Raw genomic sequence first — 24,897 nt, forward strand, 5'->3', positions numbered from 1 at the left:
GTCGGGACTTCGGTTTATCGAGGGCGGTGACTCACAGGGGCAGGGCGGTTTCCGACAGCCCTTCCGGCGCGTTGCGACGACGGAACCACTCGGTGCCGAATGCCGCGGCGAGCTGCTCCGTCGGCATTTCGAGGAACGGGCCGAAATCGCCGACCTGCGTTGCGTGCGCGTACATGGCCGCGCGCTTGGACGAGATCACCGAACTGACGTCGACCGCGGTGGTGAGTTGGTCAGCCGGAAGCCCGAACGATTCGATGTCCGGCGGCTGCGCCTCCTCGGTCCACTCGGGGTTGGCCTGCATCAGCATCTTCATGTGATCGCGGTTGGTGGACGCCTCGTAGACGAATGGCGTGCCCGCGAGTTCTGCAGCACGAACGCCGACGTGGTGGACCTGGATGTGATCCGGGTGGCCGTATCCGCCGTTGGGGTCGTAGATGGTCAGGACATCGGCGTTCTCTTCACGAAGAACCTCGGCCAGACGCTCGGCGGCCTTCTCGACGTCGACGTTGCAGAACGCTTCCGGATTCTCGTTCTCGGGCGTACCCACCATCCCCGAATCCGGGTAGTGCAGGGACACGACGCGACTGGCACCCAACGCGTCGGTGGACGCCTCGAGCTCACGGCTGCGGCGCTGAGCCAACGTCTCGTATTCGTCCAACAGTCCGTCGGGGAATTCACCGAGAGCACCGTCGGTAGCGGTGACGACTACGACGCGGTGACCTGCGTCGGCGGCCATTCTCATCACGCCGCCCGTAGTGAAAACTTCGTCATCGGGATGGGCGTGGAAACACACCAGGACACTCATTCGCGCAATCGTAAGGCAAGTTACCGACAGGTCAACCCGAGCGCACAGTGAAAACGATTTGTCGAGTCGGCCTCGGCTCTGTGAACCTTGTTCAGTGCACGAGAAGCTGACATGAGCGAATCCACCAACAAAGGCCTGCTGAGCGCCTACCGCGAGATCTTTGCCGCCCCCGGATCGGTCGCCTTCTCGGCCGCCGGATTTGTCGCAAGGCTGCCGATCGCCATGATCGGTATCGGAATCGTGACGATGATCTCGCAACTTCGTGGTGACTACGCGCTCGCCGGCGCGCTCGCCGCGGTTTTTGCGCTCTCGTCGGCGATCATCGCGCCCGCGGTCTCGCGTGCGGTCGACCGCTTCGGACAGCGAGCGGTCCTGCCGATTGCCGCAGCCGTGAGCGTCACCGCGATCGGGGCGCTCCTGCTCGCAGTCCGGATGGAAGCTCCCGACTGGCTGCTGTTCGTTCTGGTCGTCCCCGGCGGCGCCACTCCGACGATCGGCGCGATGATTCGCGCCAGGTGGGTGGCGATCTATGTCGGAAAACCTCAGCTGCGCACCGCCTTCGCCTTCGAATCGGTGGTGGACGAGCTCTGCTTCGTGGCGGGCCCGGTCATATCGGTAGGTCTGAGCATCGGGCTCTTCCCCGAGGCTGGACCACTGGCAGGGTTGATCCTGCTGGTCACCGGAACCCTGCTGCTGGTCATACAGCGCGGAACCGAACCGAAGGTGCATCCGCGTCGACCCGGCCGCGGACGATCGGTTCTCGGTAACCACGTGATGTGGATCGTCATCGTGATCATGGTGATGCTCGGAACGATCTTCGGCGTCATCGACGTCGGCGCCATCGCGTTCACCAAGGAACAGAATTCGCCGGGGTCGGCGACGCTGGTCCTCGCGCTGTTCGCCGGCGGTTCGGGAATCGCGGGACTGATCTTCGGGTCGATGCACCCGGCGCGATCGCTGCGCGGGCAGTTGATGATCGCGTCCTCGGCGGTCGCCGTTCTCAGCGTCCCGCTTCTGTTGGTCGGAAACGTGGCCGCACTTGCGGGTGCCTACGTGCTGGCGGGCGCGACCATCGCACCGACGCTCATCATCGCGACAGCCCTGGTCGAACAGATCGTCCCACCGGAAAAGCTCACCGAGGGAATGACCCTGACGGTTACCGGCCTCGGCGTCGGCGTGGCGCTCGGGTCTGCGCTGGCCGGACAGCTGATCGATCGCTACGGCGTCCCGTCGGCCTACATGCTCGCCGTCGGCGCCGCAGTCGCAGCCTCTATCGTGACGGCATGTCTATTCGTGAAGCCGTCAGCGTCGACGGCACGTCCATCGTCTATCGAGTAACCGGAAATTCGGCGGGGACCCCGCTGGTGTTGCTGCACGGCTGGGCTCAGTCCTCGCAGTGCTGGGGCGAGCAGGTCCTCGCGGACCTGGCCGCGGACTATCGGCTGATCGCCGTCGATCTGCGCGGCCACGGTTACTCCGATGCGCCCGAATCCGGATACGACGATTCCGCGAACTGGGCCGCCGACGTCGCGGCTGTTCTTGCGGCCGAAGGCGTCACCGAGAACGCGATCCTGCTCGGCTGGTCGTACGGCGGTCTGGTGATCTGCGATTACCTGGCAGCGCACGGCACCGGTGCGGTGGCGGGCGCGGTTCTGGTCGGGGCGATCACCAGCATCGGGCGCGGCGAAAAAGGTGGCAAGGTCGGCTCGGCGATGCGTAGCGCAGTTCCCGGCGCGATGTCCGAAGATCCCCGCGAGGCGATCCGTGCACTCGGCGCTTTCGGCAATGCTCTCACCGGCCCACCCGAGGGCAAGGGTGCAGCGTCGCAGGCCTTGTTCGGGTACAGCCTCTCGACGCGTCCGCGGGTGCGCGCAGCACTGTTCAACCGTGCTGTCGGTCACGACGAGTTGCTTCGCAACCTGGACATCCCGGTCCTCGTTCTGCACGGAACCGACGACTCCGTCGTCGACGTGAGCGCAGGTAAGCACGCCGAGGAACTGATTCCCAAGTCCCAGGCGTCGTACTGGGAAGGCTGCAATCACGGCCCGTTCGTGGAGGATCCGACACGATTCGTGTCCGAAGTGCGAACCTTCATCTCGAGCCTCGGTTAGAGTTCGCGCCCGGTGAGGGGGCAGTATGGAGTCGTGACGCCCATGCACATTTCGCGCCCTCGCCGGGTGGCCGTTCTCTCGGTCCACACCTCGCCATTGGCGCAACCCGGCACCGGTGACGCGGGTGGGATGAACGTCTACGTTCTGCAATCCGCCATTCAGCTCGCCAAACGTGGCGTCGAGGTGGAGATATTCACCCGCGCGACGTCCTCGGCCGACGCACCCGTGGTGGACGCCGCTCCCGGAGTGCGGGTTCGGAACATTGCTGCTGGTCCCTTCGAAGGGCTGGACAAGGCGGATCTGCCGACTCAACTGTGTGCCTTCGTCGCAGGAGTTCTGCGGGAGGAAGCGCGCCACGAGCCCGGGTACTACAGCCTGATTCACTCGCACTACTGGTTGTCCGGTCAGGTCGGCTGGCTGGCCCGCGACCGCTGGGGCGTGCCCCTCGTACACACCGCCCACACCCTCGCGGCGGTGAAGAATCTTTCGCTTGCCGAGGGAGACACCCCGGAGCCGGCAGCACGTCAGATCGGCGAGCAGCAAGTAGTCGCCGAGTCCGATCGCCTGGTCGCCAACACCACCGACGAAGCCAAGGCGCTGCACGAGTTGTACGGCGCAGATCCCACGCGTATCGACGTCGTGGCTCCCGGCGCCGATCTCACCCGCTACCGACCGGGCGATCGCGATTCCGCCCGCGCGTCGTTGGGGTTGGACCCGGGCGAGGTCGTCGTGACTTTCGTCGGCCGGATCCAACCTCTGAAAGCGCCGGACGTTCTGCTGCGTGCTGCCGCCGAAGTGATCAGCCGTCGCCCCGAGTTGCCGTTGCGCATCCTCGTCGTCGGCGGGCCGTCCGGAACTGGCCTCGCGCGGCCGGACGTGCTGATCGAACTGGCACGCTCACTCGGCATCACAGCGCAGGTGACGTTCTTGCCGCCGCAGGCTCCTGAGCGTCTCGCCGATGTCTACCGTGCCTCGGATCTGGTTGCGGTGCCGAGCTATTCGGAGTCCTTCGGATTGGTCGCCATCGAAGCTCAAGCCTGCGGAACTCCCGTGATCGCCGCCGACGTCGGCGGACTGGGAGTAGCCGTACGCAACGGGGAGACAGGCCTGCTGGTTCAAGGACACCGCACCGAAGACTGGGCCGGCGCCCTCGAATCTTTGGTGACAGCACCGACGCGCTTGGCCGAACTCGCCGCGCAGGCACCGCGTCACGCCGAAAATTTCTCGTGGGAACACACCGCGGACGGTTTGCTCGAGAGCTATCGCAAAGCCGCAGTCAACTACAACAACGGAACCGGTCCCAGCGACTTCTCGCCCCGCCGTGCGCGGGGTCTGTGGCGTCTGCGCCGGACCGGGGGAGTGCGTACATGAGCAGCATTTCGGACACCATCGAGCAGGCCCTCACCGAGCGTGAACTCGACTTCACCAGAAAAGACGACGCGCATTTCATCGTCGAACTTCCCGGTGAACACAAACTCAAGACGTCGACTCTGCTCACCGTTGGCAATCACGGTGTGCGGGTCGAGGCCTTCGTGTGCCGCAAGGTGGACGAGAACTTCGAAGGCGTCTACAAGTTCCTGCTCAAGCGCAACCGCCGTCTGTACGGGGTGGCGTACACACTCGACAAGGTCGGGGACATCTACCTGGTCGGCAAGATCGCGGAGCATGCCGTGACCGGCGATGAACTCGACCGAGTGCTCGGTCAGGTTCTCGAAGCCGCCGACGGCGATTTCAACGTCATCCTCGAACTCGGCTTCTCCTCGTCCATCAAGCGTGAGTGGGCGTGGCGGGTGTCGCGAGGCGAGTCGCTGGCGAATCTCGAACCGTTCAAGCACCTCATCGAGGAGGAGCCCGCGCAGAGCTGATCGAGCGGGGTGAGACACATCGCGGATGTGTCACGTAAAGTGACCTTTACTTGTGACTGTCGTCACGGAATAATACTGTTCCCGTGAGTCACAGTAAGTTGGTCACACCACCCCGCCGCGCAACTTTTCGAGGAGCACAGTGAGCTTCAAGAGTCCGTTCCCCGACGTTGAAATCCCCAACCTCAGCGTCTACGACTTCCTGTTCGGAAACACCGACCCCGCAGACCTCGACAAGACGGCATTCGTCGAGGGCAGTTCGGGCGCAGTCACCACATACGCTTCGCTGATCGCACAGATCAACGGCGTTGCAGGCGCTCTCGCAGCGCGCGGACTCAGCGTCGGCGACGTGGTCGGGCTGCATTCGCCCAACGTCCCGGCCTTCGGTTCCGTCTTCCACGGCATCCTTCGTGCCGGTGGCGTCGCGACCACGATCAACGCGCTCTACACCGCCGAGGACATCGCCAAGCAGCTCACCGATTCCAAGGCCAAGTTCCTCTTCACCGTCTCGCCGCTCCTGCCGCAGGCAAAGGCCGCTGCTGACCTGGTCGGTATCCCGGCCGAGAACGTGTTCGTACTCGACGGGGCCGAAGGCCACCTCTCGCTGCGTGATCTGCTCGGCGAGGGTGCAGCGGCGCCCGAGGTCTCCTTCGATCCGGCCACCCAACTCGCGGTGCTGCCGTACTCCTCGGGCACCACCGGCCGACCCAAGGGGGTCATGCTCACCCATCGGAACCTCGTGGCCAACGTCTGCCAGATCATTCCGCGGATGGGCATCGAGACCGACGACAAGATCCTCGCGGTCCTACCGTTCTTCCACATCTACGGCATGACGGTCCTGCTCAACGCTGCGCTCTACCGCCGCGCGAGCCTCATCACGATGCCGAAGTTCGATCTCGTCGAGTTCCTGCGGATCGTCGCCGAGCAGAAGTCGACGTACATCTTCGTCGCACCGCCCGTTGCCGTCGCGCTGGCAAAGCACCCGCTCGTCGATCAGTACGACCTCTCGAGCGTGCACACCATCTTCTCCGGTGCGGCCCCGCTCGACGCGGCGCTCGGCAAGGCCGTCGCCGACCGGTTGAACTGCCACGTCCGCCAGGGCTACGGCATGTCCGAGATGAGCCCGGTCTCGCACGCGATCCCGTTCGATCGTGACGACATCGCCCTCGACACGTGTGGTCCGACCATCGCCAACATGGAATGCAAGCTCGTCGACCCCGGAACGGGCGAAGAGGTCGCGTACCCGGCTCTCGGCTCGGACGGCGTCAGCGAGCCCGGCGAACTGTGGTGCAAGGGCCCGAACATCATGCTCGGCTACCTCGGCAACGACCAGGCCACCAAGGACACCCTCGACGACGACGGTTACCTGCACACCGGTGACATCGCGACCGTCGACGGCGACGGCGTCGTCAAGATCGTCGACCGCCTCAAGGAACTGATCAAGTACAAGGGCTACCAGGTTCCCCCGGCGGAACTCGAGGCCTTGCTGCTGACCCATCCGCAGATCGCCGACGCCGCAGTGATCGGCGTGCTCGACGCCGAGGGCGAAGAGGTTCCGAAGGCATTCGTGGTGCTCCAGGACGGCGCCGAGTTGACCGAAGCCGACGTGATCTCGTTCGTCGCCGAGCGCGTCTCGCCGCACAAGAAGGTTCGCCAGGTTTCGTTCATCAGCACCGTGCCGAAATCCGCGGCCGGAAAGATCCTCCGCAAGGATCTGCGAACTGCGGAAGTAGCCCCGAGCTGATTTCCGGACAGGGTTGATCAAGAAGGGTTCCGGTACTCGTGCCAGGATGAACGCCATGAGTATCGGAACCCTGGTCCTGCTCCGCCACGGCGAGAGCGAATGGAATGCACTCAATCTGTTCACCGGCTGGGTGGACGTACACCTGACAGACAAGGGCATGGCCGAGGGCAAGCGCGCCGGCGAACTGCTCGCCGAGCACAACTTGTTGCCCGACGTTCTCTACACGTCTCTGCTGCGCCGCGCGATCAGCACAGCCAACCTCGCGCTCGACGCCGCCGATCGCCACTGGATCCCGGTAGTGCGCGACTGGCGTCTCAACGAGCGCCACTACGGCGCTCTGCAGGGCAAGAACAAGGCGCAGACCAAGGAAGAGTACGGAAACGAGCAGTTCATGCTCTGGCGTCGTAGCTACGACACCCCGCCGCCCGCCATCGAAGCCGGCAGCGAGTACAGCCAGGACACCGATCCCCGGTACGCGAACCTCGACGAGGTTCCCTTGACCGAGTGCCTGCTCGACGTCGTCAAGCGTCTGATCCCGTACTGGGAGGACACCATCTCCCAGGAGCTGCTCGCCGGCCGGAACGTGCTGGTCACCGCGCACGGCAACTCGCTGCGTGCGTTGGTCAAGCACCTCGACGGCATCTCGGACGAGGACATCGCGGGCCTGAACATCCCGACCGGAATCCCGCTGCGTTACGACCTCGACGAGAACCTGAAGCCGCTCAATCCCGGCGGCACCTACCTGGATCCGGAGGCCGCAGCTGCCGGCGCCGCCGCGGTGGCGAATCAGGGCGGAAAGTAGCAACCCGATGATGTGCGTCGAGGCCCCCCGAACAGTGATTTCGGGGGGCCTCGGCCAACAGCAGATGAACGACGAACCAACGCCGTCCACCTGGCGGATTACACGGGTGGGAACGTCCGAACCCGCCGTAACCGACTCTTCGCGCGAACGTACGATTGCGCCGTGAGTGTCGTGATTGCAGTGCTGCTGGTCGTGGTCGCCGGCTTGGTCGGCTACCTCGTCGGCGGGGTGCTGGTACCCAGGCTGTCGTCGCGCCAGAGTCAGCGCTCGGACGAACAGACCGGGCTCACGATGTCCCAGGTTCTCGACCTCATCGTGTTGGCTTCGGAAAGCGGTATCGCCGTCGTCGACGGTTTTCACGACGTCGTGCTCTTCAATCCTCGCGCCGAGGAACTCGGTCTCGTCAAGAATCGTCTGGTCGACGAGCGAGCTTGGCGGGCTGCTCAGGAAGTTCTGCGGACCGGTCAACCTGTCGAGGTCGATCTGACGGCGCAGACCGCTCAGCGGGGCCGCGACAAGATCGCGGTACGTGGCACGGCCCGGTTGCTCAGCAAGGACGATCGCAACTTCGTGGTCCTGTTCGCCGACGACGATTCCGAGCAGGTCCGCATGGAGGCGACCCGACGCGATTTCGTCGCGAACGTCAGCCACGAACTGAAGACGCCGGTCGGTGCGATGAGCCTGCTCGCGGAGGCACTGCTCGAGTCCGCTGACGACCCGGAATCGGTGCGGCACTTCGGCGAACGGGTGCTCGGTGAGTCGATTCGTCTGGGCAAGATGGTCACCGAGTTGATCGCACTCTCGCGTCTGCAAGGTGCCGAGAAGCTGCCGGATCTCGACGTGGTCGACGTCGACACCGTGGTGTCCGAAGCACTGTCGAGGTCGAATCTGTCGGCCGAGGCCGCCGGGATCACGGTCACCACCGACCATCCGAGTGGGCTGGAAGTACTCGGGGATCAGACTCTCCTCGTCACGGCATTGTCCAACCTCATCGAGAACGCTATTGCGTACTCGCCCAAGGGTTCTCCGGTTTCCGTCAGTCGGTCGGTACGCGGCGACAATGTCGCGATCGCAGTCACCGACCGAGGAGAAGGCATCGCGAAAGCGGACCAGGAGCGAGTGTTCGAGAGATTCTTCCGCGTGGACAAGGCGCGGTCACGGCAGACCGGTGGAACCGGTCTGGGGCTGGCGATCGTCAAACACGTCGCGGCCAATCACAACGGCTCCATCGAACTGTGGAGCAAACCGGGTACAGGGTCTACCTTCACGTTGCAGATACCGGCACACGTGGAGTCGGACGACGACATCGACTCTGACGACGCGGGAACCGCCGGTTCCACGCGGATCGGCAGACGAGAACAAGGCAGTAGAGAAAACGGCATGGAGGCCAAACGATGACGAGTGTGCTGATCGTGGAGGACGAGGAGTCCTTGGCGGACCCGCTGGCGTTCCTGCTCCGCAAGGAAGGCTTCGAGACCACCATCGTCAACGACGGACCGTCGGCGTTGGCGGAATTCGATCGCTCCGGAGCGGACATCGTCCTGCTCGACCTCATGCTGCCCGGCATGAGTGGCACGGACGTCTGCAAGGCGCTGCGGTCGCGCTCCGGCGTCCCCGTCATCATGGTGACGGCGCGTGACAGTGAGATCGACAAGGTCGTCGGACTGGAACTCGGTGCGGACGACTATGTGACCAAACCGTATTCGGCGCGTGAGCTGATCGCTCGCATCCGTGCGGTGCTGCGCCGCGGGGTGGAGAACGAGGCGGACCTCGCCTCCGACAACGGGGTGCTCGAGGCCGGACCGGTACGGATGGACGTCGAGCGCCACGTCGTGCAGGTCGCGGGTAACCCGGTGACGTTGCCGCTCAAGGAGTTCGATCTCCTCGAGTACCTGCTCCGCAACTCCGGTCGGGTGCTGACCCGCGGACAGTTGATCGACCGCGTCTGGGGCGCCGACTACGTCGGTGACACCAAAACCCTTGACGTACACGTGAAGCGGTTGCGTTCGAAGATCGAATCGGATCCGGCCAAGCCGGAACATCTGGTCACGGTCCGTGGATTGGGTTACAAGCTCGAAGCGTGATCGAACCTCGTCGAGAAGAAATGTCGAGAAGAATTCAGCCGCTCACACGATCGTGTGAGCGGCTGAATTCTTTTTGTTCAGGCGGAGTCAGCCCTGAGCTTTGTTCTGAGCGATCGTGGTCGCCGGATGGACTGCGATGAGGCCGAGGCCCGCGCGACGCCTGCAGAGGCGAGCCAGCTCGTCGTACGCGCGCTTTCCGAGAAGTTCCGTCAACTCGGGCCCGTAGGACTGCCAGACCTGCCGCTCCCCGACATGAGCGTCGGGGGAGCCGGAGCAGTACCAGGCGAGGTCGTCGCCGCCCTCACCCCAGCCGCGGCGGTCGTACTCGGTGATCGTGGTCTTGAGGATCTGGACGCCGTCCGGCCGGTCGACCCAGTCCTGGGTGCGGCGGATCGGTAGCTGCCAGCACACGTCCGGTTTCACCTCGAGCGGCTCGATGCCCTTCTTGAGCGCCATGGAATGCAGAGCGCAGCCCTCGCCCCCGGCAAAACCCGGCCGGTTGAGGAAGATGCACGCTCCTTTGTAGCGGCGGGTGCGCAGCGCGGGCTCGTCCTCGAGGTCGTCTTCTTCGACGTAGCCCTTCTTGCCGAGACCCTTTTCCATGAACTGCCAGTCTTCGGCTGTGAGCATTTTCACTGACGCATCGAGCTTGTCCTGATCTTCCTGATCGGAGAGGAAAGCGCCGTGCGAGCAGCAACCGTCGTCCGGGCGGTCTCCGATGATGCCCTGACACGCCGGCGTGCCGAACACGCAGGTCCAATGCGAGAGCAACCACGTCATATCAGCGGAAATGAGGTGTTCGGAGTTATCCGGATCGACAAATTCGACCCATTCGCGCGGGAAATCGAGATCGACCTCGGGGCTCGGAGTCATCTTGTGGGACCGGTCTGGGTTACCTGCTGTCACAAGGGCCGACCGTAGACCCAGTAACGTGGCGATGTGCGACTAGGGGTACTCGACGTCGGAAGCAATACCGTCCATCTATTGGTTGTGGACGCCCATCGGGGCGGCCACCCAACACCCATGAGCTCGACCAAGTCCACGTTGAGGCTGGCAGAAAACACTGACGACCGTGGCGATATCACCACGTCAGGAGCCGATCGGTTGGTGTCGACGGTTTCCGAATTCGCCGGTATCGCCAAGACGTCCGGGTGCGAGGAAATGATGGCTTTTGCCACTTCCGCGGTCCGTGACGCCAACAATTCCGAAGCCGTACTCGCCCGCGTCCGCGCCGAGACCGGAGTCAACCTCGAGGTTCTGTCCGGGGTCGACGAAGCCCGCTTGACCTTTCTGGCCGTGCGCCGCTGGTACGGCTGGAGCGCCGGACGCATCCTGAACCTGGACATCGGCGGCGGCTCGCTCGAACTCACAGCAGGTGGTGACGAGGATCCGGACGTCGCCTTCTCACTGCAACTCGGTGCCGGACGGTTGACGCGCGACTGGCTACAGGCCGATCCGCCGGGCAAGCGCCGGGTCGCTGTATTGCGTGACTGGCTGGACGCGGAGTTGGTCGGACCAGCCAAGGAACTGCGCGCCGCCGGCGACTGGGACCGCACGGTCGGGACTTCGAAGACCTTCCGATCGTTGGCTCGGCTCACCGGCGCGGCCCCTTCTGCCGCAGGCCCCCGGGCAAAACGGACCCTGACTTCCAGCGGACTCAGGCAACTCATAGCCTTCATATCCAGGATGACGGCGGCGGACCGTGCAGAATTGGAAGGAGTGAGCTCGGATCGGTCACAGCAGATTGTGGCCGGCGCGCTCATCGCAGAGGCAACCATGCGGGCGCTCGGAGTGGACGAACTGGAAATTTGTCCCTGGGCACTGCGTGAGGGTCTGATTCTGCGAAAGCTCGACACAGAAATGGGCGGTGAATTGGTGGTGAGTGCTTGATGACCGAGGACAGTCAGCAGATTTCCGTAGCGGAACTGCTCAAGCGGAACGGTCAGAGCGTCGAATCCCGAGGTGGACGACGCCGGCGCGGCGTAGCCGGTGGCATCTCCGTCGCCGAACTGACGGGTGAGATCCCGATCGTTCGCCAGTCGGGATCGCGCGCGGCCGCCGAGCCCGAGTCCGACGAACCAGCAGCCCAGCCCGAAGCCGCTGCGCCGGAAAACTCTGCACCTTCAGCGCCGGCCGAGGCTGTCGCGGAAACCGCCAAGTCAGCCGAACCGGCACCGAAGGTTCCCGCCGATCGCACCGCAGCCTTCGCCGTCTCGTTCGACGACGACGATGACGATGACGAGCCGCAGGCACCCAAGGGCGAGTCGAAGCCGGTTGCTGCGCCGCCGGTCACCACTCCGAAGCCGACTTCCACACCTTCGCCGGGACAGACCTCGAAGTCCTCGCCCGGGCAGTGGGTGAGCCGGGCACCGCTCAACTCCTCGTCACCGACGCAGGTAACGCAGGAACCAGCCCTGCTGTCGGGTCAGACCCTGGCGGGCGACCTGATGCGTCAGGAGCGCGCCGCAACGCAGTCGCCGTCGTTGCGTCCGCCGATCCTGCCGCCGCGTGTCCCCACTCCAGTCGTGAAGGCACCTGCACCGACTGCTCCTGCTCCGGCCGCGCCGGAAGAGAGCACCGAACTGATCGACAAGATCGCAGACGCGGATGCCGGCGAGGCCGAATCCACCGCCGTGGTCGATCTGGTCAAGGCGCCGGCTGTCGATGACGGTGCAAAAAAGACCAGTGCCGCCGCGGAGTCCGATGTCGAAGCCGAATCGGCAGCGGAAGAGGCAGGCGAGCGTAACTCGATCCGTGAATGGGCAGTGCTTGCCGGTCAGGTGGTTGTTGCACTGATCGTCGGCGGCGCGATGTTCAAGGGCTTCGAGAAGCTGTGGGACATGCTGCCATGGGTGGCGTTGGTGCTCGCGCTGATCGTGATCGTCGGCCTGGTTGCTGTCGTGCGGGTTCTGCGGAAGACGGACGACATCACGAGTTTCGTGATCGCGGTGGTCGTCGGCATGATCGTGACGCTCGGTCCACTGGCGTTCTTGTTGACCTCGGGTTGATCGGACGATGATCGGGGGATCGCAGCGCATGGTTCGTCGGCCGATAGCCGTCGGCCTGTCGACGGCTTCGGTGTATCCGGAGAACACGGAAGCGGCATTTCGCTACGCCGCTGATCTCGGATACGACGGCGTCGAACTGATGGTGTGGGCCGAATCCGTGAGTCAGGACATCGGTGCTGTCGCTGCCCTCGTTCGCAAGTATGCGATTCCGGTGCAGGCCGTGCATGCGCCGTGTCTGCTGATTTCGCAGCGCGTGTGGGGTTCCGATCCGGTCGAGAAGCTCGAGCGTTCGGTGCGCACCGCCGAAACCTTGGGAGCGACGACGGTGGTCGTCCACCCGCCGTTCCGGTGGCAGCGCAAGTACGCCGAAGGCTTCGCGGAACAGGTTGTCGAACTCGAATCGAAGAGCAGCGTCGTTGTGGCGGTGGAGAACATGTTCCCCATGCGCGCCGACAGCTTCTTCGGCGGCAAGGACAAGTCCGCGGAGCGTCTGCGTAAACGTGGCGGTCCAGGGGCAGCGTTGTCCGCGTTCAGTCCGTCGTACGACCCGACCGATTCCGATCATGCTCACTACACACTCGACCTGTCGCACACCGCGACGGCGGGCATGGATGCCCTGGAGTTGGCCTCCCGTATGGGCAAGGGGCTCGAGCACCTGCACCTGGCCGACGGTCGCGGGGCGTCGATGGACGAGCACCTGATTCCGGGGCATGGCTCACAGCCGTGCGCGGAGTTGTGTCAGCAATTGGCTGCGAGCGAATTCAGCGGCCAGGCAGTCATCGAGATCAACACGCAGAACGCGCGCACCCGGCGGGAGCGGTCGTCGATGCTGGCGCAGGCGCTCGCGTTTGCACGCGAGCACCTGGCACGCTCAGCGGTGGCCGGCAAGTAGCGCAGCTTCGAACTGCGCGCGCACCTTCTCGACGTGTGCGTCGAGGTCTTTGGTCTCCCAGCCTTCGGTCGAGATGGGATCGAGCACCGAGACATAGACCGGGCCTGGATGGGCGACAAGCGAATTGCGCCACATCCGTTCACCCGCGTTGTGAATCACCACGGGCACGATCGGCACACCGGCTTGGATCGCCAAGTGGAATCCACCCTTCTTGAAAGGGCCCAGACGTGGCGTCGGAGAACGGGTGCCCTCCGGAGCTATGACTATCGAGACACCATTCTTCAGCTTGTCGACTGCCGGTTGCAGTGCAGCCTTCGCCTTCGTGGTGTCGGTGCGGTCGATGTAGGCGACGTCGAGCAGTGCACCGACGGGCATGAACCGCGGATCGCTTGCCGCTTCCTTCTTCGCGACGCCGGTCACGTCACGCTTGATCACGGTGCCCAGGACCAACATGTCCAGGGAACTCTGATGGTTGAACATGAACACCGCCGGGCGGTGATCCCACACGTTGTGCTCGCCGTCGATCTCGACGTCGATGCCCAGCAGTGAGAGCGAGATGTCGGGGCCGTACGTGCCGACCAGGTTCGCACCCAGTTGACGGTTCCCGGTGACAATGCCTGCCGACGCACCGAGGGCGGCGGTGGCAGCAAGCGCGCCCATGGCCGTCGCCGTTCGGATCGTGGAGATCGGTGTTGCGCCTCGTTGCGGTTTACGCAGGCTGACCGAAGGCCAGTGATTGCGCAACGCGATCTTGGCCAGACCACGATCGGGATTCAACGCGACAGGTCGCCCGACGGCCTCGAGCATGAAGACGTCTTCGACACCGTTGGAGTACGCAAACGCGTTCTTCAGATCGGCGCCCATCTTCTCGGCATAGCCTGCAAGGGCATTGGCCTTGGCCGGCCCCCACAGTGCGGGCGAAGACAGTTCGCCGGTGAGCATGCCGTCGACGACTTCGGGTTCGGTGCACAGCACGTCTTCGATGTCGAGATCTTCGGCGACGTACTTGGCCTGGAACGGAGTCGCCGACGTAGCCATCACGATCGTGTGGCCGGCTCGCCGGTGTGCCGCCAGTAGCCCGCGGGCTTCCGGGTAGATCATCGCGGCGATTTCCTGCTTGAACAGCCGTCGGCCCCAGTCGTTCAGTTCCTCGACGGTACGGCCGCCCAAGGCTCGAACGCCGATGTCCATGAGTGCTCCGACGTCAGCACCGCGGAATTGGGTGTCGATCGCGGCGCCGGTGGTGCGCAAGAGTTCGCCGACGCTGATATCCAAGCGTCGCAGGCGGTCTCGGTACACAACGCTGGCCGAGTACCCGCTGATCAAGGTGCCGTCGAGGTCGAAGGCGGCGATCGTTCCGGGCCCGGGCGGGGCGGCTTCGATGGCGGAGTGCAGACGCTCGAGTCCGGTCACAGTCCTACTTCCTCGTTCGCGGCGGGCGCTCGGTTTGCTTCTGGAATGGTCACTACCGCGGCGGCGTCCGGTACCGGCATCGCCACCTGATCGAGTCGTGCATGCGCGAGTGCGCGAAGGTGACGCAGGCGCTCGACCTGAACCTTGATCTCGGCAGCGAATGCCAGGCGCCTGGCCCGGACTCCGTCGTCGTCGACTTCGATCAAGTTACGGTTGCGCGCCAAATTCAGTGCGGTGGAGAATAATTCGCCGGAGACGGATTCGTTGCTGGCGATCTGCTGCCGCAGTCGACGCTGATGTGCGACGTCGATGCAGTTGCTGATGAACGACTTTTCGTCGAACGATGTCGAAATCGGCGCGAGCACAAGCTGATCGGCGACAACCTGGTACGCCTCGAGGAACGGTTGGAGCACGCGGTGCGCGAGGTACGGGCGAACCGTCTCGATCATGTGCTCGGTTCGTTTGTCGTCGGCCATGACGGTTTCCCACTCGGGGTCGATCAGCGTCAGCTCGGTCCGCATCTCCTGCTCGAACGTGTCCCGGTCACTGAAGAAGAACTCGAATTTCAACAAATCTCGGATGCGCTTGGCCTCTGCCCACCCGTCCCCGATGGGGTCCTCGAACCGCTCTTCGACGGCTGCCTGAAGTACGAGTTCGGTGATGGCACGCACGACAAGAAAGTGAATCGTGTTGTTGCGGTAGAAGGCAGCGACAAGATGCTGGTCCTTGCCGAGGTAGAAGACCTGCTCGCCGCCCCGATCGAAGCGCTCGAGCACCCCGGAATCGACGTGTGTCTGCAATGCCTTCTCGATGACACGCGGATCGGACAGTTCGACGTCGCCGGCGATCGGAAGATTTCGCGCGGTGATGTAGCCGAACAGCGGCGTGAGAATCGCGGTGAGTTCACGAACTGTCAACGCCCGGTCTTCGATTCCGAGGAACGCCAACATCGCCAGTGAAGACACGGTCACCGGGGTGACCTCGTTGATGCGGTGACACACCTCGATGCCGGCCTTCTGAATGGCGAGGCGCTGATCGGTTTCCTGGCTGAGTGCGTCCGCGAGTGAGAGCGGCCGGCCGATGGTCACGTGCGCGACACCGTTGCGTTTTCCCTGGGCGCGTACGTAACCCACCATCCAGCGCAGGCCTTCCGGTGTCTTCTCGGCGCCGAGCGCCTCGGCAGCCATGGCCCCGACCTCGTAGAGTTGGTCGTAGCTCAGCGCAACCGGGACGAGGTACACGTCGGACGCTCCGCTGACCTGAAATGCCTTGGTCAGGTAGGTCAGGAGACCGAAGCGCGGCGGGCGTAGTTTCCCGGTACGTCCGCGTCCACCTTCGATGTACCACTCCAGATTGAAGCGCTTGGTCAGCAGATAGCGCATGTACTCGTGCATCGACCACTTGTAGACCTCGTCGTTGCCGATGCTTCGACGAATGAAGACGGTGCCGCTGCGCTTGAGGATCGAGCCCATGGGCCAGAAACTGATGTTGAGGCCGCCCATGACGTGATTGAGCGGCAAGCCGTTCGCGATCAACGCCGGACGCAGGACGAGGGGATCGAGGTACGAACGGTGACTGGGGAGGAAGACCAGTGAGTGTTCCTTGTTCAGCTCACGGAGTTCCTCGAAGCGGCTCGTGTCCACGTCCAGCTTGTAGGCGCGAGCGAAGTAGCGGCCCAGGCGATCCCACACCGCGATGGCTTGGCGACTCTGGGTGGCAACCATTTCTTCGAGAGCTTCACGTGCGCGGCGATCGACTTCGGCGACGGCGATGTTCAACCGGTCGGCCAAAGCCATGACCTCGGTGGCGAATCGGCGGGTGTCGGTGATCTCGTCGACGACGAACCGTGACACCTTGTACTGGCCACCCAGTAGGCCCAATTCGGCGCGTTCGAGTGCCAGAGCGGCCTGCCGTCGGATGAACTCCGGTAGCGAACCGCCACCGCTCTTTTCGAGGCGACGCTCGAGATCGCTCAGTGGTGCGGGTTCACCTTCGATGACCTGGCACCGAGAGGGGTCGGTGCGCAGGGTTCTGCGTTGTGCACCGCGTCCGGGGTGGAGAGGATCGCGTGGTGCCAGCGCATCACGTAGTCGCACCGCGACGTTGTGCTTGGTATGGGTGTCCGGAATCCACACCACGCGAAGCGGTGCGAGCATCGGGTCGTCGGTCCGTGCCGCCAGTTCTGCCAGGGTCTTGTCGGTGATGTTGACGGTGACCGGCCGAGTTTCGGATGAGCTTGCCTTGTCGGCAAGCCACTTTCGCAGCACGCCGGCTTCGGCCTCTGTCATGGTTTCGGTGAGGTACACGCGCGGGTTGGTCGTGTTCTCGCTCATGACTCACGCACCTTCCGTTGTGACTCCGAGAGCGACGATCTCGTCCAGGCTCTCCTGCAAGCACTGCATCAGCAGCGCGGGTTTTGTGATCGCAGCGGTGTCGAGATTGATTCCGATACAGCACACCCCGACGTGGGAGACCAGTGTCGCCATTGCCGCGCAACCGGGCGCCGGGCCGAACGGGAACATCCGCTCGATCTTCGCTCCGGCGAGATAGACCGGTACCGGTACGCCGGCGACGTTGCTGGCCTGCAGGTCCAGACCCGTCGACTGTGACAGATACCAGTTCGCGAGTAGATAATTCGGCAGGCGGGCGAGGATCGGGGCGGCGACGTCGAGAGCGTCCAACGCGGGCTCCTCCCGCAGACCCAGTACGATCTCTCGCACCTGCCTGATGCGTTTGGCCGGATCGGTTTCGGAGACCGGGCCGTTGAAGCGAACGGCTGCAAACCTGTTGCCGCCGTTGGCGTCTGCGCCCGTACGCATGCTGATCGGCATACCCATCGGAATGCTGTCGACGGACTGTCCGAAGGCTTCGTGGTAGCGACGGAAGCCGCCGAGCAAAGCGGCGACGTACGCGTCGTTGAGTGACCCGCCGGCAGCTTTTGCTCCGGCCTTGAGCTCGGGAACACCCACTTCGAGAGTTCCGAACCATCGTCCGAGACCACGATCGTGGAGCAGAGGGGAACCGGAACGAGCTGGGGGAGTGACGATCTTGCGGAGTGAATTGGCGTAACCGAGGACCTCGGAAGCTGTCGTGATCGGACTCGAGATCGCCGTGGTCGCAACATTGGTGGCACCACGGACCAGCTTGGCGATACGCGAGGGCGCACGCCGGATCTCGCTGACCACCTCCTCGCCGAAGGCGCCCACCGACGACAGATGCTCAGGAGCAGGCGGTGTGCGGTCGGGCTTGTTCGGAGTGGGGTCCGGGCGTCTGCTGTGCAGGAGCGTCATCATCTGGATGCCGCCCATGCCGTCGGTGATGGAGTGGTGAGTCTTGACCACGAACACGGCGCGACCGTCGTCGAGACCTTCGATGAGCAGCGCGCTCCACGGCGGTCGAGCCTTGTCGAAAGGTTCCGTCGCAAGGTGACGACACATGCGCAGTGCGTGATCGAAGTCCGCCGGTGCAGGTAAGCGGACGCGTCGTAGGTGGTAGCCGATGTCGAACTCGGGATCGACGGACCACACCGGGTTGCCCAGCTGCATTGCCGGTTCCACTGCTCGCATACGAATACGCGGAACCACGTGCGATGCCCACTCGACTGCGTCGAGAAGTCGATCCCAGTCCGGGGCACGATCGAGTACCTCTACCGCAACGATCGGTGAGCGCAGTTGCGGCTGCGCCTCTTCCATCCGCCACATTCCAGTCTCGAAGTCGGACATCGTGCGGTTCGCCCCCCAGGCGACCGCGGAAAGGTCGACGTCGACCGCGCTAGGAGGAACAAATGGATTGCTGTTGGCCATACGTCAAGAACTCCCTCGGTCTGCGGATCCACCCCGCGCATCTCTGCTTCTAAGTGTGGACCCGCGACCGTGGGCGCGTCCCGGTTTCGGTGTCAGCCGACAGGTGTGACGTTCGTCAGTTAAGGGCTAATCGGACATGCCGGGAAGTTCAGTGCTCAAGAAGTGACGCCGACGGCTTTCAGGGCTATCTCGCGGTAGAGAACACTGACTTCGCGCGGAGTCTGCGGTCCGTCGAGTCGATACCAGAGGACGACGGACTGACACATTCCCAGTAGTGCACGGCCCGTTCCGGTGATGTCCGGGACCGTGAACTCACCGCTCTCGACGCCTGCCGTCAGTACGTCGACGAGTAGGTTCTCGAGCTTCTTTCGCTTGGCGGCGTAGCTCTTTCGTTCCGCGTCCTCGAGGTATCGCAGTTCGGAATCGAGGAAGGCTATGTCGGAGCGACTGGTCATGTGCAGAACACACGCCTCGACGAGATTGCCGAACTGTGCCGTCGGCGACGGTCCGGCAGCGTCGACCGCAGCGCTCGCGCGTGCGGTGACGTTCTCGATGCCCGGTTCCATCAGCGCGACGAGGATGCCCTGTTTGTTGCCGTGGTGGTAATACAGCGTCGGCACGGTGACACCGGCACGTTTTGCGATGTCACGAACCGACGCTCCGTGGTAACCGAGTTCGTGGAACACCTCGAGTGCGGCGGTGAGCAGGGGAGTCAGCGTCAGTGGTTCCACGATGCGCCACTGTTCGTCGGGCTGAGCCTCCGACTGCAAATCCGTCATTCCGCCTGTTCGCTCCGTTCGGAAATTTCTGGTGATGTGCGCAAAGAAGGTTCAACCCTAGCGCAAGGCGTGTCCTCCTTACCGATGCTCGGCCACCATTGGATAGCATCACTATCCAGTAAAGGGTCGAGCGAGTTGGACGGAGGAGCGGTGAAGGTTTCCGAACTGGCCGCACAGTCCGGCGTTGCACTGGCCACTATCAAGTACTACCTCCGTGAAGGTCTGCTGATGCCTGGTGAGCCGACCAGCGCAACGGGAGCGAGGTACGGCGAACAGCACGTCCGGCGACTCGCGTTGATCAGGGCCCTGGCCGGGGCGGGACTCGCGATTCCACGGATTCGCGCGGTGCTCGAACTGGTGGACAGTGACGAGCGATCCGAATTCGAGACTTTCGGCCGCGCAATCGCGCAACTACCCCCGTACGTCGAACCTGAACCGGATCCAGAGTTCCCCAGAGCTCGCAAGGTTCTGGAGTTTCTCGGTCAGGTCTTCGAGCCGAGGTACGTGGCGGTCGCGCACCTCGAGCGGGCACTGATCGGCCTCGAGGATGCAGGACTGAGTCTCTCGGACGAGCGCCTGCGCGCCTACGGCGACCACATCCGAGGGATTGCCGAAGTGGAAATCGAGCTGATGCCTACCAGTTCGACCGAGGACGGCATTCGCTATGCGGTCCTCGGAACCGCCATGTACGAACCCGTCCTGACAGCTTTGCGACGCCTGGCGCACCAAGACTTGGCCGCACGACATTTCCCGCAACACCGAGAAAGCACCGAACAGGAAAATCGATGAGCACCAGTCCCTTTCAAGATCTCAATCGCCTCACCTCGCTCGGCGACGGGCGATACACCGCAACGATCGATTCGATCTGGACCATCGGGCCGAAAGTGCACGGCGGCTCCATGATGGCTGTGTGCGCCGCTGCAGCGCGTCAATGTCTGCGCGACGGCGCAGGTGAGAACGACTCGCTTCTGAAGATGCAGCCACTCGCGGTGAGCGCCAACTATCTGTCGGCCCCAGATCCGGGTGAAGTCGAACTGGAGGTGATCGTCCGAAAGCAGGGACGCCAGGTCGCGTTGTTCGACGTCGAGTTGAGCCAGGCGGGCCGCAGCGCTGTTCGCGCGGCGGTCACGCTCGGATTCCCCGATGACGGCGACCCCACCTTCGTCACGGCCTCGTCGATCGACGACATGTCACCGGAACCGCCGGAGAGTGCGGTGGCAGTCATCGGCGATCACCCGATGGCGCAGGTCGTGCATGTCGGTCAGGGTTGCGACATGCGAATCGACACCACCTCGGCGCACTTCCTGACCGGCAGCCAAGGCGAGGCCGAGGTCAGGATGTGGGTCCGTCCTCGACCCGAGGACGAAAACGACCTCGACACCGCTGTGCTGTTCGCGATCATGGCGGGTGACATCAGCGCGCCGGTGACGATGAACCGCGGCCTGTTCGGGTGGGCGCCGACCGTGCAGTTGACGACGTACCTGCGCCGACTGCCGACGCCGGGATGGCTTCGCGTGCGGGCGAGCTCGGATGTTCTGGGCAGCACGTGGTTCGAAGAGGATCATGCTGTTCTCGATTCGACGGGCGCAGTCGTCGTCCAGAGTCGTCAATTGGCGATGATGCCCCGCTAGGGTCGATCGCTGCGGTCGTGGCAGGCTGTTCGCCATGACAAGAATTGCGATTATCGGTGGCGGCAAGATCGGCGAGGCGCTGATCTCCGGGCTGTTGCAGGCCGGCCACGCCATCAAGGATCTGGTCGTCGCCGAGCAATATCAGCCTCGCGCAGACGAATTGATCGCCGAATACTCCATCCGCGTCAGCACGGTCGCCGATGCCGCCGAGGGTGCGGACGTCATCGTCATCGCGGTGAAGCCGAACGACGTCGAGTCAGCGCTCACGGCGTTGACGAAGGTCGATCTGGACGGCGACCTCGAACAATTGATCGTTTCCCTTGCGGCGGGAATCCCCACGGGATTCTTCGAAACGCGTCTGCCCGCAGGGTTCCCGGTCATCCGCGTCATGCCGAACACCCCCATGTTGGTCGGGGAGGGCGTGAGCGTGCTCTCGCCCGGACGGCACGTCAAGGCCGAGCATCTCGAGCTCGTACGCGGCATCCTCGGCAGCGTCGGCAAGGTGGTCACGGTTCCCGAATCGCAGATCGACGCGGTCACGGCTGTCTCCGGTTCCGGCCCGGCCTACTTCTTTCTGGTCGCCGAAGCGATGATCGACGCGGGAGTCGGTCTCGGCCTGACGCGCCCGGTCGCTACCGAATTGGTGGTGCAGACGATGGTCGGTTCCGCAGCGATGCTCGATCGCACCGGCGACAGCGCGACGGATCTTCGCGCCGCGGTGACGTCACCGGGCGGAACGACGGCTGCGGCACTGCGTCAGCTCGAAGCGGGCGGCCTGCGGACGGCGTTCTTCGATGCCTTGGATGCCGCCAAGTCGCGCTCGGCCGCGATGGGTGCAGCTGCGGATTAGTCGTCCGTTTAGCCACACCCGTCGCTTTAACCCCACCAGTACAGCTAAGCTCGACTTAGTACGTACGTGTCTGTTCCGCCGGAGGGGAAGCCGGCGGCGCGAGTCGTGCTGGAGGTATGTGGATTAATGGTGTCTGCAAACAAGCCGTCCATGGGTTCGTCCCACGACGGAAAGCCGGCAGTGGCCGGCACGCAATTCCTCACTGTTGCTGAGGTAGCAACTTTGATGAGGGTGTCGAAAATGACTGTGTACCGGTTGGTACACAGTGGCGAATTGCCTGCTGTACGAGTGGGCCGTTCGTTCCGTGTACATGCGAAGGCAGTACACGATTACCTCGAAACCTCGTACTTCGATGCCGGCTGACCAGCCGGTTCGAAGAGGATGACCTCGGCGTGAGCCGAGTCGCGGGCACAGCGGTTGCTGTGCCGGAGGCTCGGTTTATGCCGAGTGACTCCACACCGGTACGATGAGTCACTGTCGTACCAGCAAGCTGGTGTCGTAAGGCGCTGAGCTAGTTAAAACGAGGGCCAGGCGCCAATTGCTTGGCGCAGGCGTACGTGACCGGCGTGCGCAGGAACGCTAGAGAAGAACGTGAGGGACACCCGCTATGGGTTCAGTGATCAAGAAGCGTCGCAAGCGCATGTCGAAGAAGAAGCACCGCAAGCTGCTTCGTCGTACCCGAGTACAGCGCAGGAAACTCGGTAAATAAGCAGTACCTGTTGATGCCCGCCACCCCTTCCGGGGTGGCGGGCATCAGCATATTCGGGGGGAAGCGATGTGTGCCACGTCTCATTGGCTGGGCGGTTTGTCTTGAATGGCCGAAATTTGGGTAGTCAGCGCGGGACCCCCTCTGCCCGTAAAGTGGGGGAAAATCGCGGGAGGGACGCTTCGGCAGAGCGCGTTTCTACTGGATATGGGGGTACTTGGTGGTTGAAGGTGACAACACTTCAGGGGGCACGACGCCTCGCGTCGTACTGGTGACCGGGGCGAGCAGATTTCTCGGCGGCTACCTGGTGACCAGGCTTGCGCAGAATCCGTCGATCGAGCGTGTCATCGCCGTCGACGCCGTCAGTCCGAGCAAGGACATGATGCGCAGAATGGGCCGCGCGGAATTCGTGCGAGCAGACATCCGCAATCCGCTGATCGGCAAAGTGATCCGAAACGCCGAGGTCGACACCGTCGTGCACGCGTCGACGCTTCAGAAAGCCCCCAAAGCCGGCAGCCGCGCCGCGATGAAGGACATGAACGTCATCGGCGCCATGCAACTGTTCGCGGTCTGCCAGAAAGCGCCGACGGTTCGCAAGGTGATCCTGCGCTCGGCTTCGGTCGTCTACGGGTGCAGTGCCAAGGATCCCGCTCAGTTCACCGAAGAAATGAGTGCGCGCCGCCGGCCGCCGGGCGGATATGCCCGCGACAGCCTCGAGATCGAGGGATACCTCCGCGGAATGGGGCGTCGGCGCCCGGACATCTCGGTCGGGATTCTGCGGTTGGCGCCGTTGATCGGACCTCAGCTGACTGCAACCGTCGGGCACTACGTCACCGCCCCACTCGTGCCCACCATCGTCGGGCGCAACGCGCGCCTGCAATTGCTCCACGTCGAGGATGCCCTCGCGGCGCTGGAGAAGGCGACCATCGGACACGCTTCGGGTACGTACAACATCGCCGGCGACGGAGTGGTCATGATGTCGCAGGCGATCCGCCGGGCAGGCAGGGTGGAAGTTCCCATGCCGCTCGCTCTGTTCCGCAGCGTCGGGAGCGCGTTGGTGGGGTCGTCCATGAGGCTGTACACCGACGAGCAACTCGAGTACTTCCGGTTCGGCTGCGGACTCGACACCACTCGCATGCGCAGCGAGCTGGGGTTCGAGCCGCGATGGACCACCATGCAAGCACTCGACGATTTCATGCGTGCGATGCAGACGCGCCGGATCATCAAGTCCGAGTGGATCGATCGGGCGGAGAATGCGTTGACCACCATCCTCGGCGGTGACACCGCCGCGGCGGCAACAAGTGCAGACGTGATGCACATGCCGCTGTCGGGACGAAGTGCGGTGAAGGGGTGACTGACGTGGCGAAGGTAATTCCCCTGCGGCCCAGCGCAACTCACACCGGAAAGTCGGCAACTTCCCGTTCGCGTGAGTCCGTCACCGGTGCGGAGCGTGACATCCGTGAACAAAGTGAACGTCGGCATCCGTCCGGAGTGTCCTCGGCGGCCGACCACGGCGGTGAGAGCACGTTCGTCGATTCGGCCAGGTCGGCGATCGTCGACCAGATCGCCTCGGCAGCAGAATTCTTCCGACGTCGGGTGTCGGGCGACTACGAGGTCGACGAGTTCGGATTCGACCCGCATTTCGCGGACAACGTCGTCATGCCGATGTTGCGCCCGTTGTTCGAGAAGTGGTTTCGCGTCGAGGTCAGTGGGATCGAGAACATTCCCCTCACCGGGGGAGCGCTTGTGGTCGCCAACCACGCCGGTGTGATCCCGATCGACGGACTGATGACGTCGGTTGCCGTGCACGATCACCATCCAGCGCATCGTCCACTGCGAATGTTGGCTGCGGACATGGCATTCGAGATGCCAGTGGTGGGTGGACTGGCGCGCAAAGCCGGTCATACGTTGGCCTGCAACCCCGACGCCGAGCGTCTGCTCAACGACGGTGAAGTCGCGGCCGTGTTCCCGGAAGGATTCAAGGGCATCGGGAAACCGTTCAGTGAGCGGTACAAGTTGCAGCGGTTCGGGCGCGGTGGCTTCGTGTCGGCCGCAATGCGAACCGGTGTTCCGATCATTCCGTGCTCGATCGTGGGTTCGGAGGAGATCTATCCCAAAATCGGTGATCTCACCACACTCGCACGCGTTCTCGGTCTTCCGTATTTCCCGGTGACACCGCTGTTTCCACACTTCGGGCCGCTCGGCCTGGTTCCGTTGCCGTCGAAGTGGTACATCGAGTTCGGAAAGCCCATCGTCACCGACACCTTCGAGAGCGGTGCCGCCGACGATCCGATGGTCCTGTTCGAGGTCACGGACCACGTCCGGGAAACCATTCAGCAGACGCTGTATCGACTGTTGGCCAAGCGTCGCAACGTCTTTCTCGGCTGAGTTCGGTCCGGATCGCTGC

At 63.7% G+C, this 24,897-nt stretch carries 24 protein-coding genes; 18 read left to right on the plus strand and 6 right to left on the minus strand.

Annotation, left to right across the window (positions count from 1 at the left end; translation table 11 throughout):
* Positions 1–31: 31 nt before the first annotated feature.
* A complete protein-coding gene (locus RHP72_RS08230; RefSeq protein ID WP_003942001.1) occupies positions 32–805 on the minus strand; it encodes a PIG-L family deacetylase in 774 nt (257 codons plus the stop codon).
* 111 nt (positions 806–916) lie between these two features.
* Between RHP72_RS08230 and RHP72_RS08235 the strand changes: the two genes are divergently transcribed.
* The 8 genes from RHP72_RS08235 (at position 917) to RHP72_RS08270 (ending at position 9,408) form a co-directional block, all read left to right on the plus strand.
* The gene (locus tag RHP72_RS08235; RefSeq protein WP_003942019.1) at positions 917–2,143 is read left to right on the plus strand and encodes an MFS transporter; all 1,227 of its coding nucleotides are present in this window, start codon (positions 917–919) and stop codon (positions 2,141–2,143) included.
* Positions 2,089–2,916 (plus strand): alpha/beta fold hydrolase, encoded by an 828-nt coding sequence (locus RHP72_RS08240; protein WP_256931865.1) that lies wholly within the window; start codon positions 2,089–2,091, stop codon positions 2,914–2,916. Before RHP72_RS08235 ends, RHP72_RS08240 begins: the two co-directional genes overlap by 55 nt.
* Positions 2,917–2,958: 42 nt before the next feature.
* Positions 2,959–4,287 (plus strand): D-inositol-3-phosphate glycosyltransferase, encoded by a 1,329-nt coding sequence (gene mshA / locus RHP72_RS08245; RefSeq protein ID WP_003941843.1) that lies wholly within the window; start codon positions 2,959–2,961, stop codon positions 4,285–4,287.
* Positions 4,284–4,781 carry a YbjN domain-containing protein gene (locus tag RHP72_RS08250; RefSeq protein WP_047268888.1) on the plus strand — a complete coding sequence of 166 codons (498 nt, stop codon included), beginning with the start codon at positions 4,284–4,286 and terminating at the stop codon, positions 4,779–4,781. Before mshA ends, RHP72_RS08250 begins: the two co-directional genes overlap by 4 nt.
* A 139-nt stretch (positions 4,782–4,920) precedes the next feature.
* Positions 4,921–6,522 carry an AMP-binding protein gene (locus RHP72_RS08255; protein WP_311094555.1) on the plus strand — a complete coding sequence of 534 codons (1,602 nt, stop codon included), beginning with the start codon at positions 4,921–4,923 and terminating at the stop codon, positions 6,520–6,522.
* Positions 6,523–6,568: 46 nt separating this feature from the next.
* Positions 6,569–7,324, plus strand: coding sequence for a phosphoglyceromutase (locus tag RHP72_RS08260; RefSeq protein WP_003941992.1), 756 nt, complete (start codon positions 6,569–6,571; stop codon positions 7,322–7,324).
* A gap of 162 nt (positions 7,325–7,486) precedes the next feature.
* Positions 7,487–8,722, plus strand: coding sequence for a cell wall metabolism sensor histidine kinase WalK (locus tag RHP72_RS08265; protein ID WP_003941938.1), 1,236 nt, complete (start codon positions 7,487–7,489; stop codon positions 8,720–8,722).
* The gene (locus tag RHP72_RS08270) at positions 8,719–9,408 is read left to right on the plus strand and encodes a response regulator transcription factor (RefSeq protein ID WP_003942020.1); all 690 of its coding nucleotides are present in this window, start codon (positions 8,719–8,721) and stop codon (positions 9,406–9,408) included. Before RHP72_RS08265 ends, RHP72_RS08270 begins: the two co-directional genes overlap by 4 nt.
* Before the next feature lie 87 nt (positions 9,409–9,495).
* Here the strand turns inward: RHP72_RS08270 and RHP72_RS08275 are convergent, their stop codons facing one another.
* The gene (locus tag RHP72_RS08275) at positions 9,496–10,281 is read right to left on the minus strand and encodes a hypothetical protein (RefSeq protein ID WP_003941928.1); all 786 of its coding nucleotides are present in this window, start codon (positions 10,279–10,281) and stop codon (positions 9,496–9,498) included.
* Between the two features lie 66 nt (positions 10,282–10,347).
* Between RHP72_RS08275 and RHP72_RS08280 the strand changes: the two genes are divergently transcribed.
* From RHP72_RS08280 to RHP72_RS08290, 3 genes are read left to right on the plus strand one after another with little or no spacing between them, the layout of a single operon-like run.
* The gene (locus RHP72_RS08280; RefSeq protein ID WP_003941975.1) at positions 10,348–11,298 is read left to right on the plus strand and encodes a Ppx/GppA phosphatase family protein; all 951 of its coding nucleotides are present in this window, start codon (positions 10,348–10,350) and stop codon (positions 11,296–11,298) included.
* On the plus strand, positions 11,298–12,416 hold the full coding sequence (locus RHP72_RS08285) for a hypothetical protein (RefSeq protein ID WP_064688318.1): 1,119 nt from the start codon (positions 11,298–11,300) through the stop codon (positions 12,414–12,416). Before RHP72_RS08280 ends, RHP72_RS08285 begins: the two co-directional genes overlap by 1 nt.
* A gap of 7 nt (positions 12,417–12,423) precedes the next feature.
* Positions 12,424–13,308, plus strand: a complete 885-nt coding sequence (locus tag RHP72_RS08290) for a sugar phosphate isomerase/epimerase (RefSeq protein ID WP_042923251.1) — start codon at positions 12,424–12,426, stop codon at positions 13,306–13,308.
* Here the strand turns inward: RHP72_RS08290 and RHP72_RS08295 are convergent.
* The 4 genes from RHP72_RS08295 to RHP72_RS08310 form a co-directional block, all read right to left on the minus strand.
* The gene (locus RHP72_RS08295; RefSeq protein WP_003941905.1) at positions 13,288–14,721 is read right to left on the minus strand and encodes an HAD-IB family hydrolase; all 1,434 of its coding nucleotides are present in this window, start codon (positions 14,719–14,721) and stop codon (positions 13,288–13,290) included. The genes RHP72_RS08290 and RHP72_RS08295 overlap by 21 nt on opposite strands.
* Positions 14,718–17,054 (minus strand): glycerol-3-phosphate 1-O-acyltransferase, encoded by a 2,337-nt coding sequence (locus RHP72_RS08300; RefSeq protein ID WP_075832635.1) that lies wholly within the window; start codon positions 17,052–17,054, stop codon positions 14,718–14,720. The genes RHP72_RS08295 and RHP72_RS08300 overlap by 4 nt, the downstream gene beginning before the upstream one ends.
* Positions 17,055–17,057: 3 nt before the next feature.
* Positions 17,058–18,524, minus strand: a complete 1,467-nt coding sequence (locus tag RHP72_RS08305) for a wax ester/triacylglycerol synthase domain-containing protein (protein WP_007735322.1) — start codon at positions 18,522–18,524, stop codon at positions 17,058–17,060.
* Between the two features lie 155 nt (positions 18,525–18,679).
* Positions 18,680–19,303: a TetR/AcrR family transcriptional regulator gene (locus tag RHP72_RS08310; RefSeq protein ID WP_003942051.1), complete on the minus strand. Its 624-nt coding sequence runs from the start codon at positions 19,301–19,303 to the stop codon at positions 18,680–18,682.
* A gap of 150 nt (positions 19,304–19,453) precedes the next feature.
* Here RHP72_RS08310 and RHP72_RS08315 point away from each other — a divergent pair, with 150 nt between their 5' ends.
* The 7 genes from RHP72_RS08315 (at position 19,454) to RHP72_RS08345 (ending at position 24,878) form a co-directional block, all read left to right on the plus strand.
* Positions 19,454–20,092 carry a MerR family transcriptional regulator gene (locus tag RHP72_RS08315; RefSeq protein ID WP_058038152.1) on the plus strand — a complete coding sequence of 213 codons (639 nt, stop codon included), beginning with the start codon at positions 19,454–19,456 and terminating at the stop codon, positions 20,090–20,092.
* A complete protein-coding gene (locus RHP72_RS08320; protein ID WP_116057027.1) occupies positions 20,089–20,934 on the plus strand; it encodes a thioesterase family protein in 846 nt (281 codons plus the stop codon). Before RHP72_RS08315 ends, RHP72_RS08320 begins: the two co-directional genes overlap by 4 nt.
* Positions 20,935–20,968: 34 nt before the next feature.
* Positions 20,969–21,784, plus strand: coding sequence for a pyrroline-5-carboxylate reductase (proC, locus tag RHP72_RS08325; RefSeq protein WP_003941923.1), 816 nt, complete (start codon positions 20,969–20,971; stop codon positions 21,782–21,784).
* Positions 21,785–21,910: 126 nt separating this feature from the next.
* Positions 21,911–22,147, plus strand: coding sequence for a helix-turn-helix domain-containing protein (locus RHP72_RS08330; RefSeq protein ID WP_003941845.1), 237 nt, complete (start codon positions 21,911–21,913; stop codon positions 22,145–22,147).
* A gap of 244 nt (positions 22,148–22,391) precedes the next feature.
* Complete coding sequence (locus RHP72_RS08335) at positions 22,392–22,493, plus strand: 30S ribosomal protein bS22 (protein WP_003402602.1); 102 nt, start codon at positions 22,392–22,394, stop codon at positions 22,491–22,493.
* A 217-nt stretch (positions 22,494–22,710) separates the two neighbouring features.
* Positions 22,711–23,844, plus strand: a complete 1,134-nt coding sequence (locus RHP72_RS08340) for an NAD-dependent epimerase/dehydratase family protein (protein WP_007735316.1) — start codon at positions 22,711–22,713, stop codon at positions 23,842–23,844.
* Entirely contained in the window at positions 23,841–24,878 is a 1,038-nt protein-coding gene (locus RHP72_RS08345; protein WP_042923247.1) for a lysophospholipid acyltransferase family protein, read from the plus strand. The genes RHP72_RS08340 and RHP72_RS08345 overlap by 4 nt, the downstream gene beginning before the upstream one ends.
* Positions 24,879–24,897: the final 19 nt, after the last annotated feature.

This window comes from Rhodococcus sp. SG20037 (genome assembly GCF_031763325.1).
GTDB lineage: Bacteria > Actinomycetota > Actinomycetes > Mycobacteriales > Mycobacteriaceae > Rhodococcus_F > Rhodococcus_F qingshengii.

Bases quoted from the DNA above. Each gene is read 5' to 3' on its own strand.
- RHP72_RS08230 (WP_003942001.1), bottom strand. From the start codon at position 805: ATGAGTGTCCTGGTGTGTTTCCACGCCCATCCCGATGACGAAGTTTTC.
- RHP72_RS08235 (WP_003942019.1), top strand. From the start codon at position 917: ATGAGCGAATCCACCAACAAAGGCCTGCTGAGCGCCTACCGCGAGATC.
- RHP72_RS08240 (WP_256931865.1), top strand. From the start codon at position 2,089: ATGTCTATTCGTGAAGCCGTCAGCGTCGACGGCACGTCCATCGTCTAT.
- mshA (WP_003941843.1), top strand. From the start codon at position 2,959: ATGCACATTTCGCGCCCTCGCCGGGTGGCCGTTCTCTCGGTCCACACC.
- RHP72_RS08250 (WP_047268888.1), top strand. From the start codon at position 4,284: ATGAGCAGCATTTCGGACACCATCGAGCAGGCCCTCACCGAGCGTGAA.
- RHP72_RS08260 (WP_003941992.1), top strand. From the start codon at position 6,569: ATGAACGCCATGAGTATCGGAACCCTGGTCCTGCTCCGCCACGGCGAG.
- RHP72_RS08270 (WP_003942020.1), top strand. From the start codon at position 8,719: ATGACGAGTGTGCTGATCGTGGAGGACGAGGAGTCCTTGGCGGACCCG.
- RHP72_RS08275 (WP_003941928.1), bottom strand. From the start codon at position 10,281: ATGACTCCGAGCCCCGAGGTCGATCTCGATTTCCCGCGCGAATGGGTC.
- RHP72_RS08285 (WP_064688318.1), top strand. From the start codon at position 11,298: ATGACCGAGGACAGTCAGCAGATTTCCGTAGCGGAACTGCTCAAGCGG.
- RHP72_RS08290 (WP_042923251.1), top strand. From the start codon at position 12,424: ATGATCGGGGGATCGCAGCGCATGGTTCGTCGGCCGATAGCCGTCGGC.
- RHP72_RS08300 (WP_075832635.1), bottom strand. From the start codon at position 17,054: ATGAGCGAGAACACGACCAACCCGCGCGTGTACCTCACCGAAACCATG.
- RHP72_RS08305 (WP_007735322.1), bottom strand. From the start codon at position 18,524: ATGGCCAACAGCAATCCATTTGTTCCTCCTAGCGCGGTCGACGTCGAC.
- RHP72_RS08310 (WP_003942051.1), bottom strand. From the start codon at position 19,303: ATGACGGATTTGCAGTCGGAGGCTCAGCCCGACGAACAGTGGCGCATC.
- RHP72_RS08320 (WP_116057027.1), top strand. From the start codon at position 20,089: ATGAGCACCAGTCCCTTTCAAGATCTCAATCGCCTCACCTCGCTCGGC.
- proC (WP_003941923.1), top strand. From the start codon at position 20,969: ATGACAAGAATTGCGATTATCGGTGGCGGCAAGATCGGCGAGGCGCTG.
- RHP72_RS08330 (WP_003941845.1), top strand. From the start codon at position 21,911: ATGGTGTCTGCAAACAAGCCGTCCATGGGTTCGTCCCACGACGGAAAG.
- RHP72_RS08335 (WP_003402602.1), top strand. From the start codon at position 22,392: ATGGGTTCAGTGATCAAGAAGCGTCGCAAGCGCATGTCGAAGAAGAAG.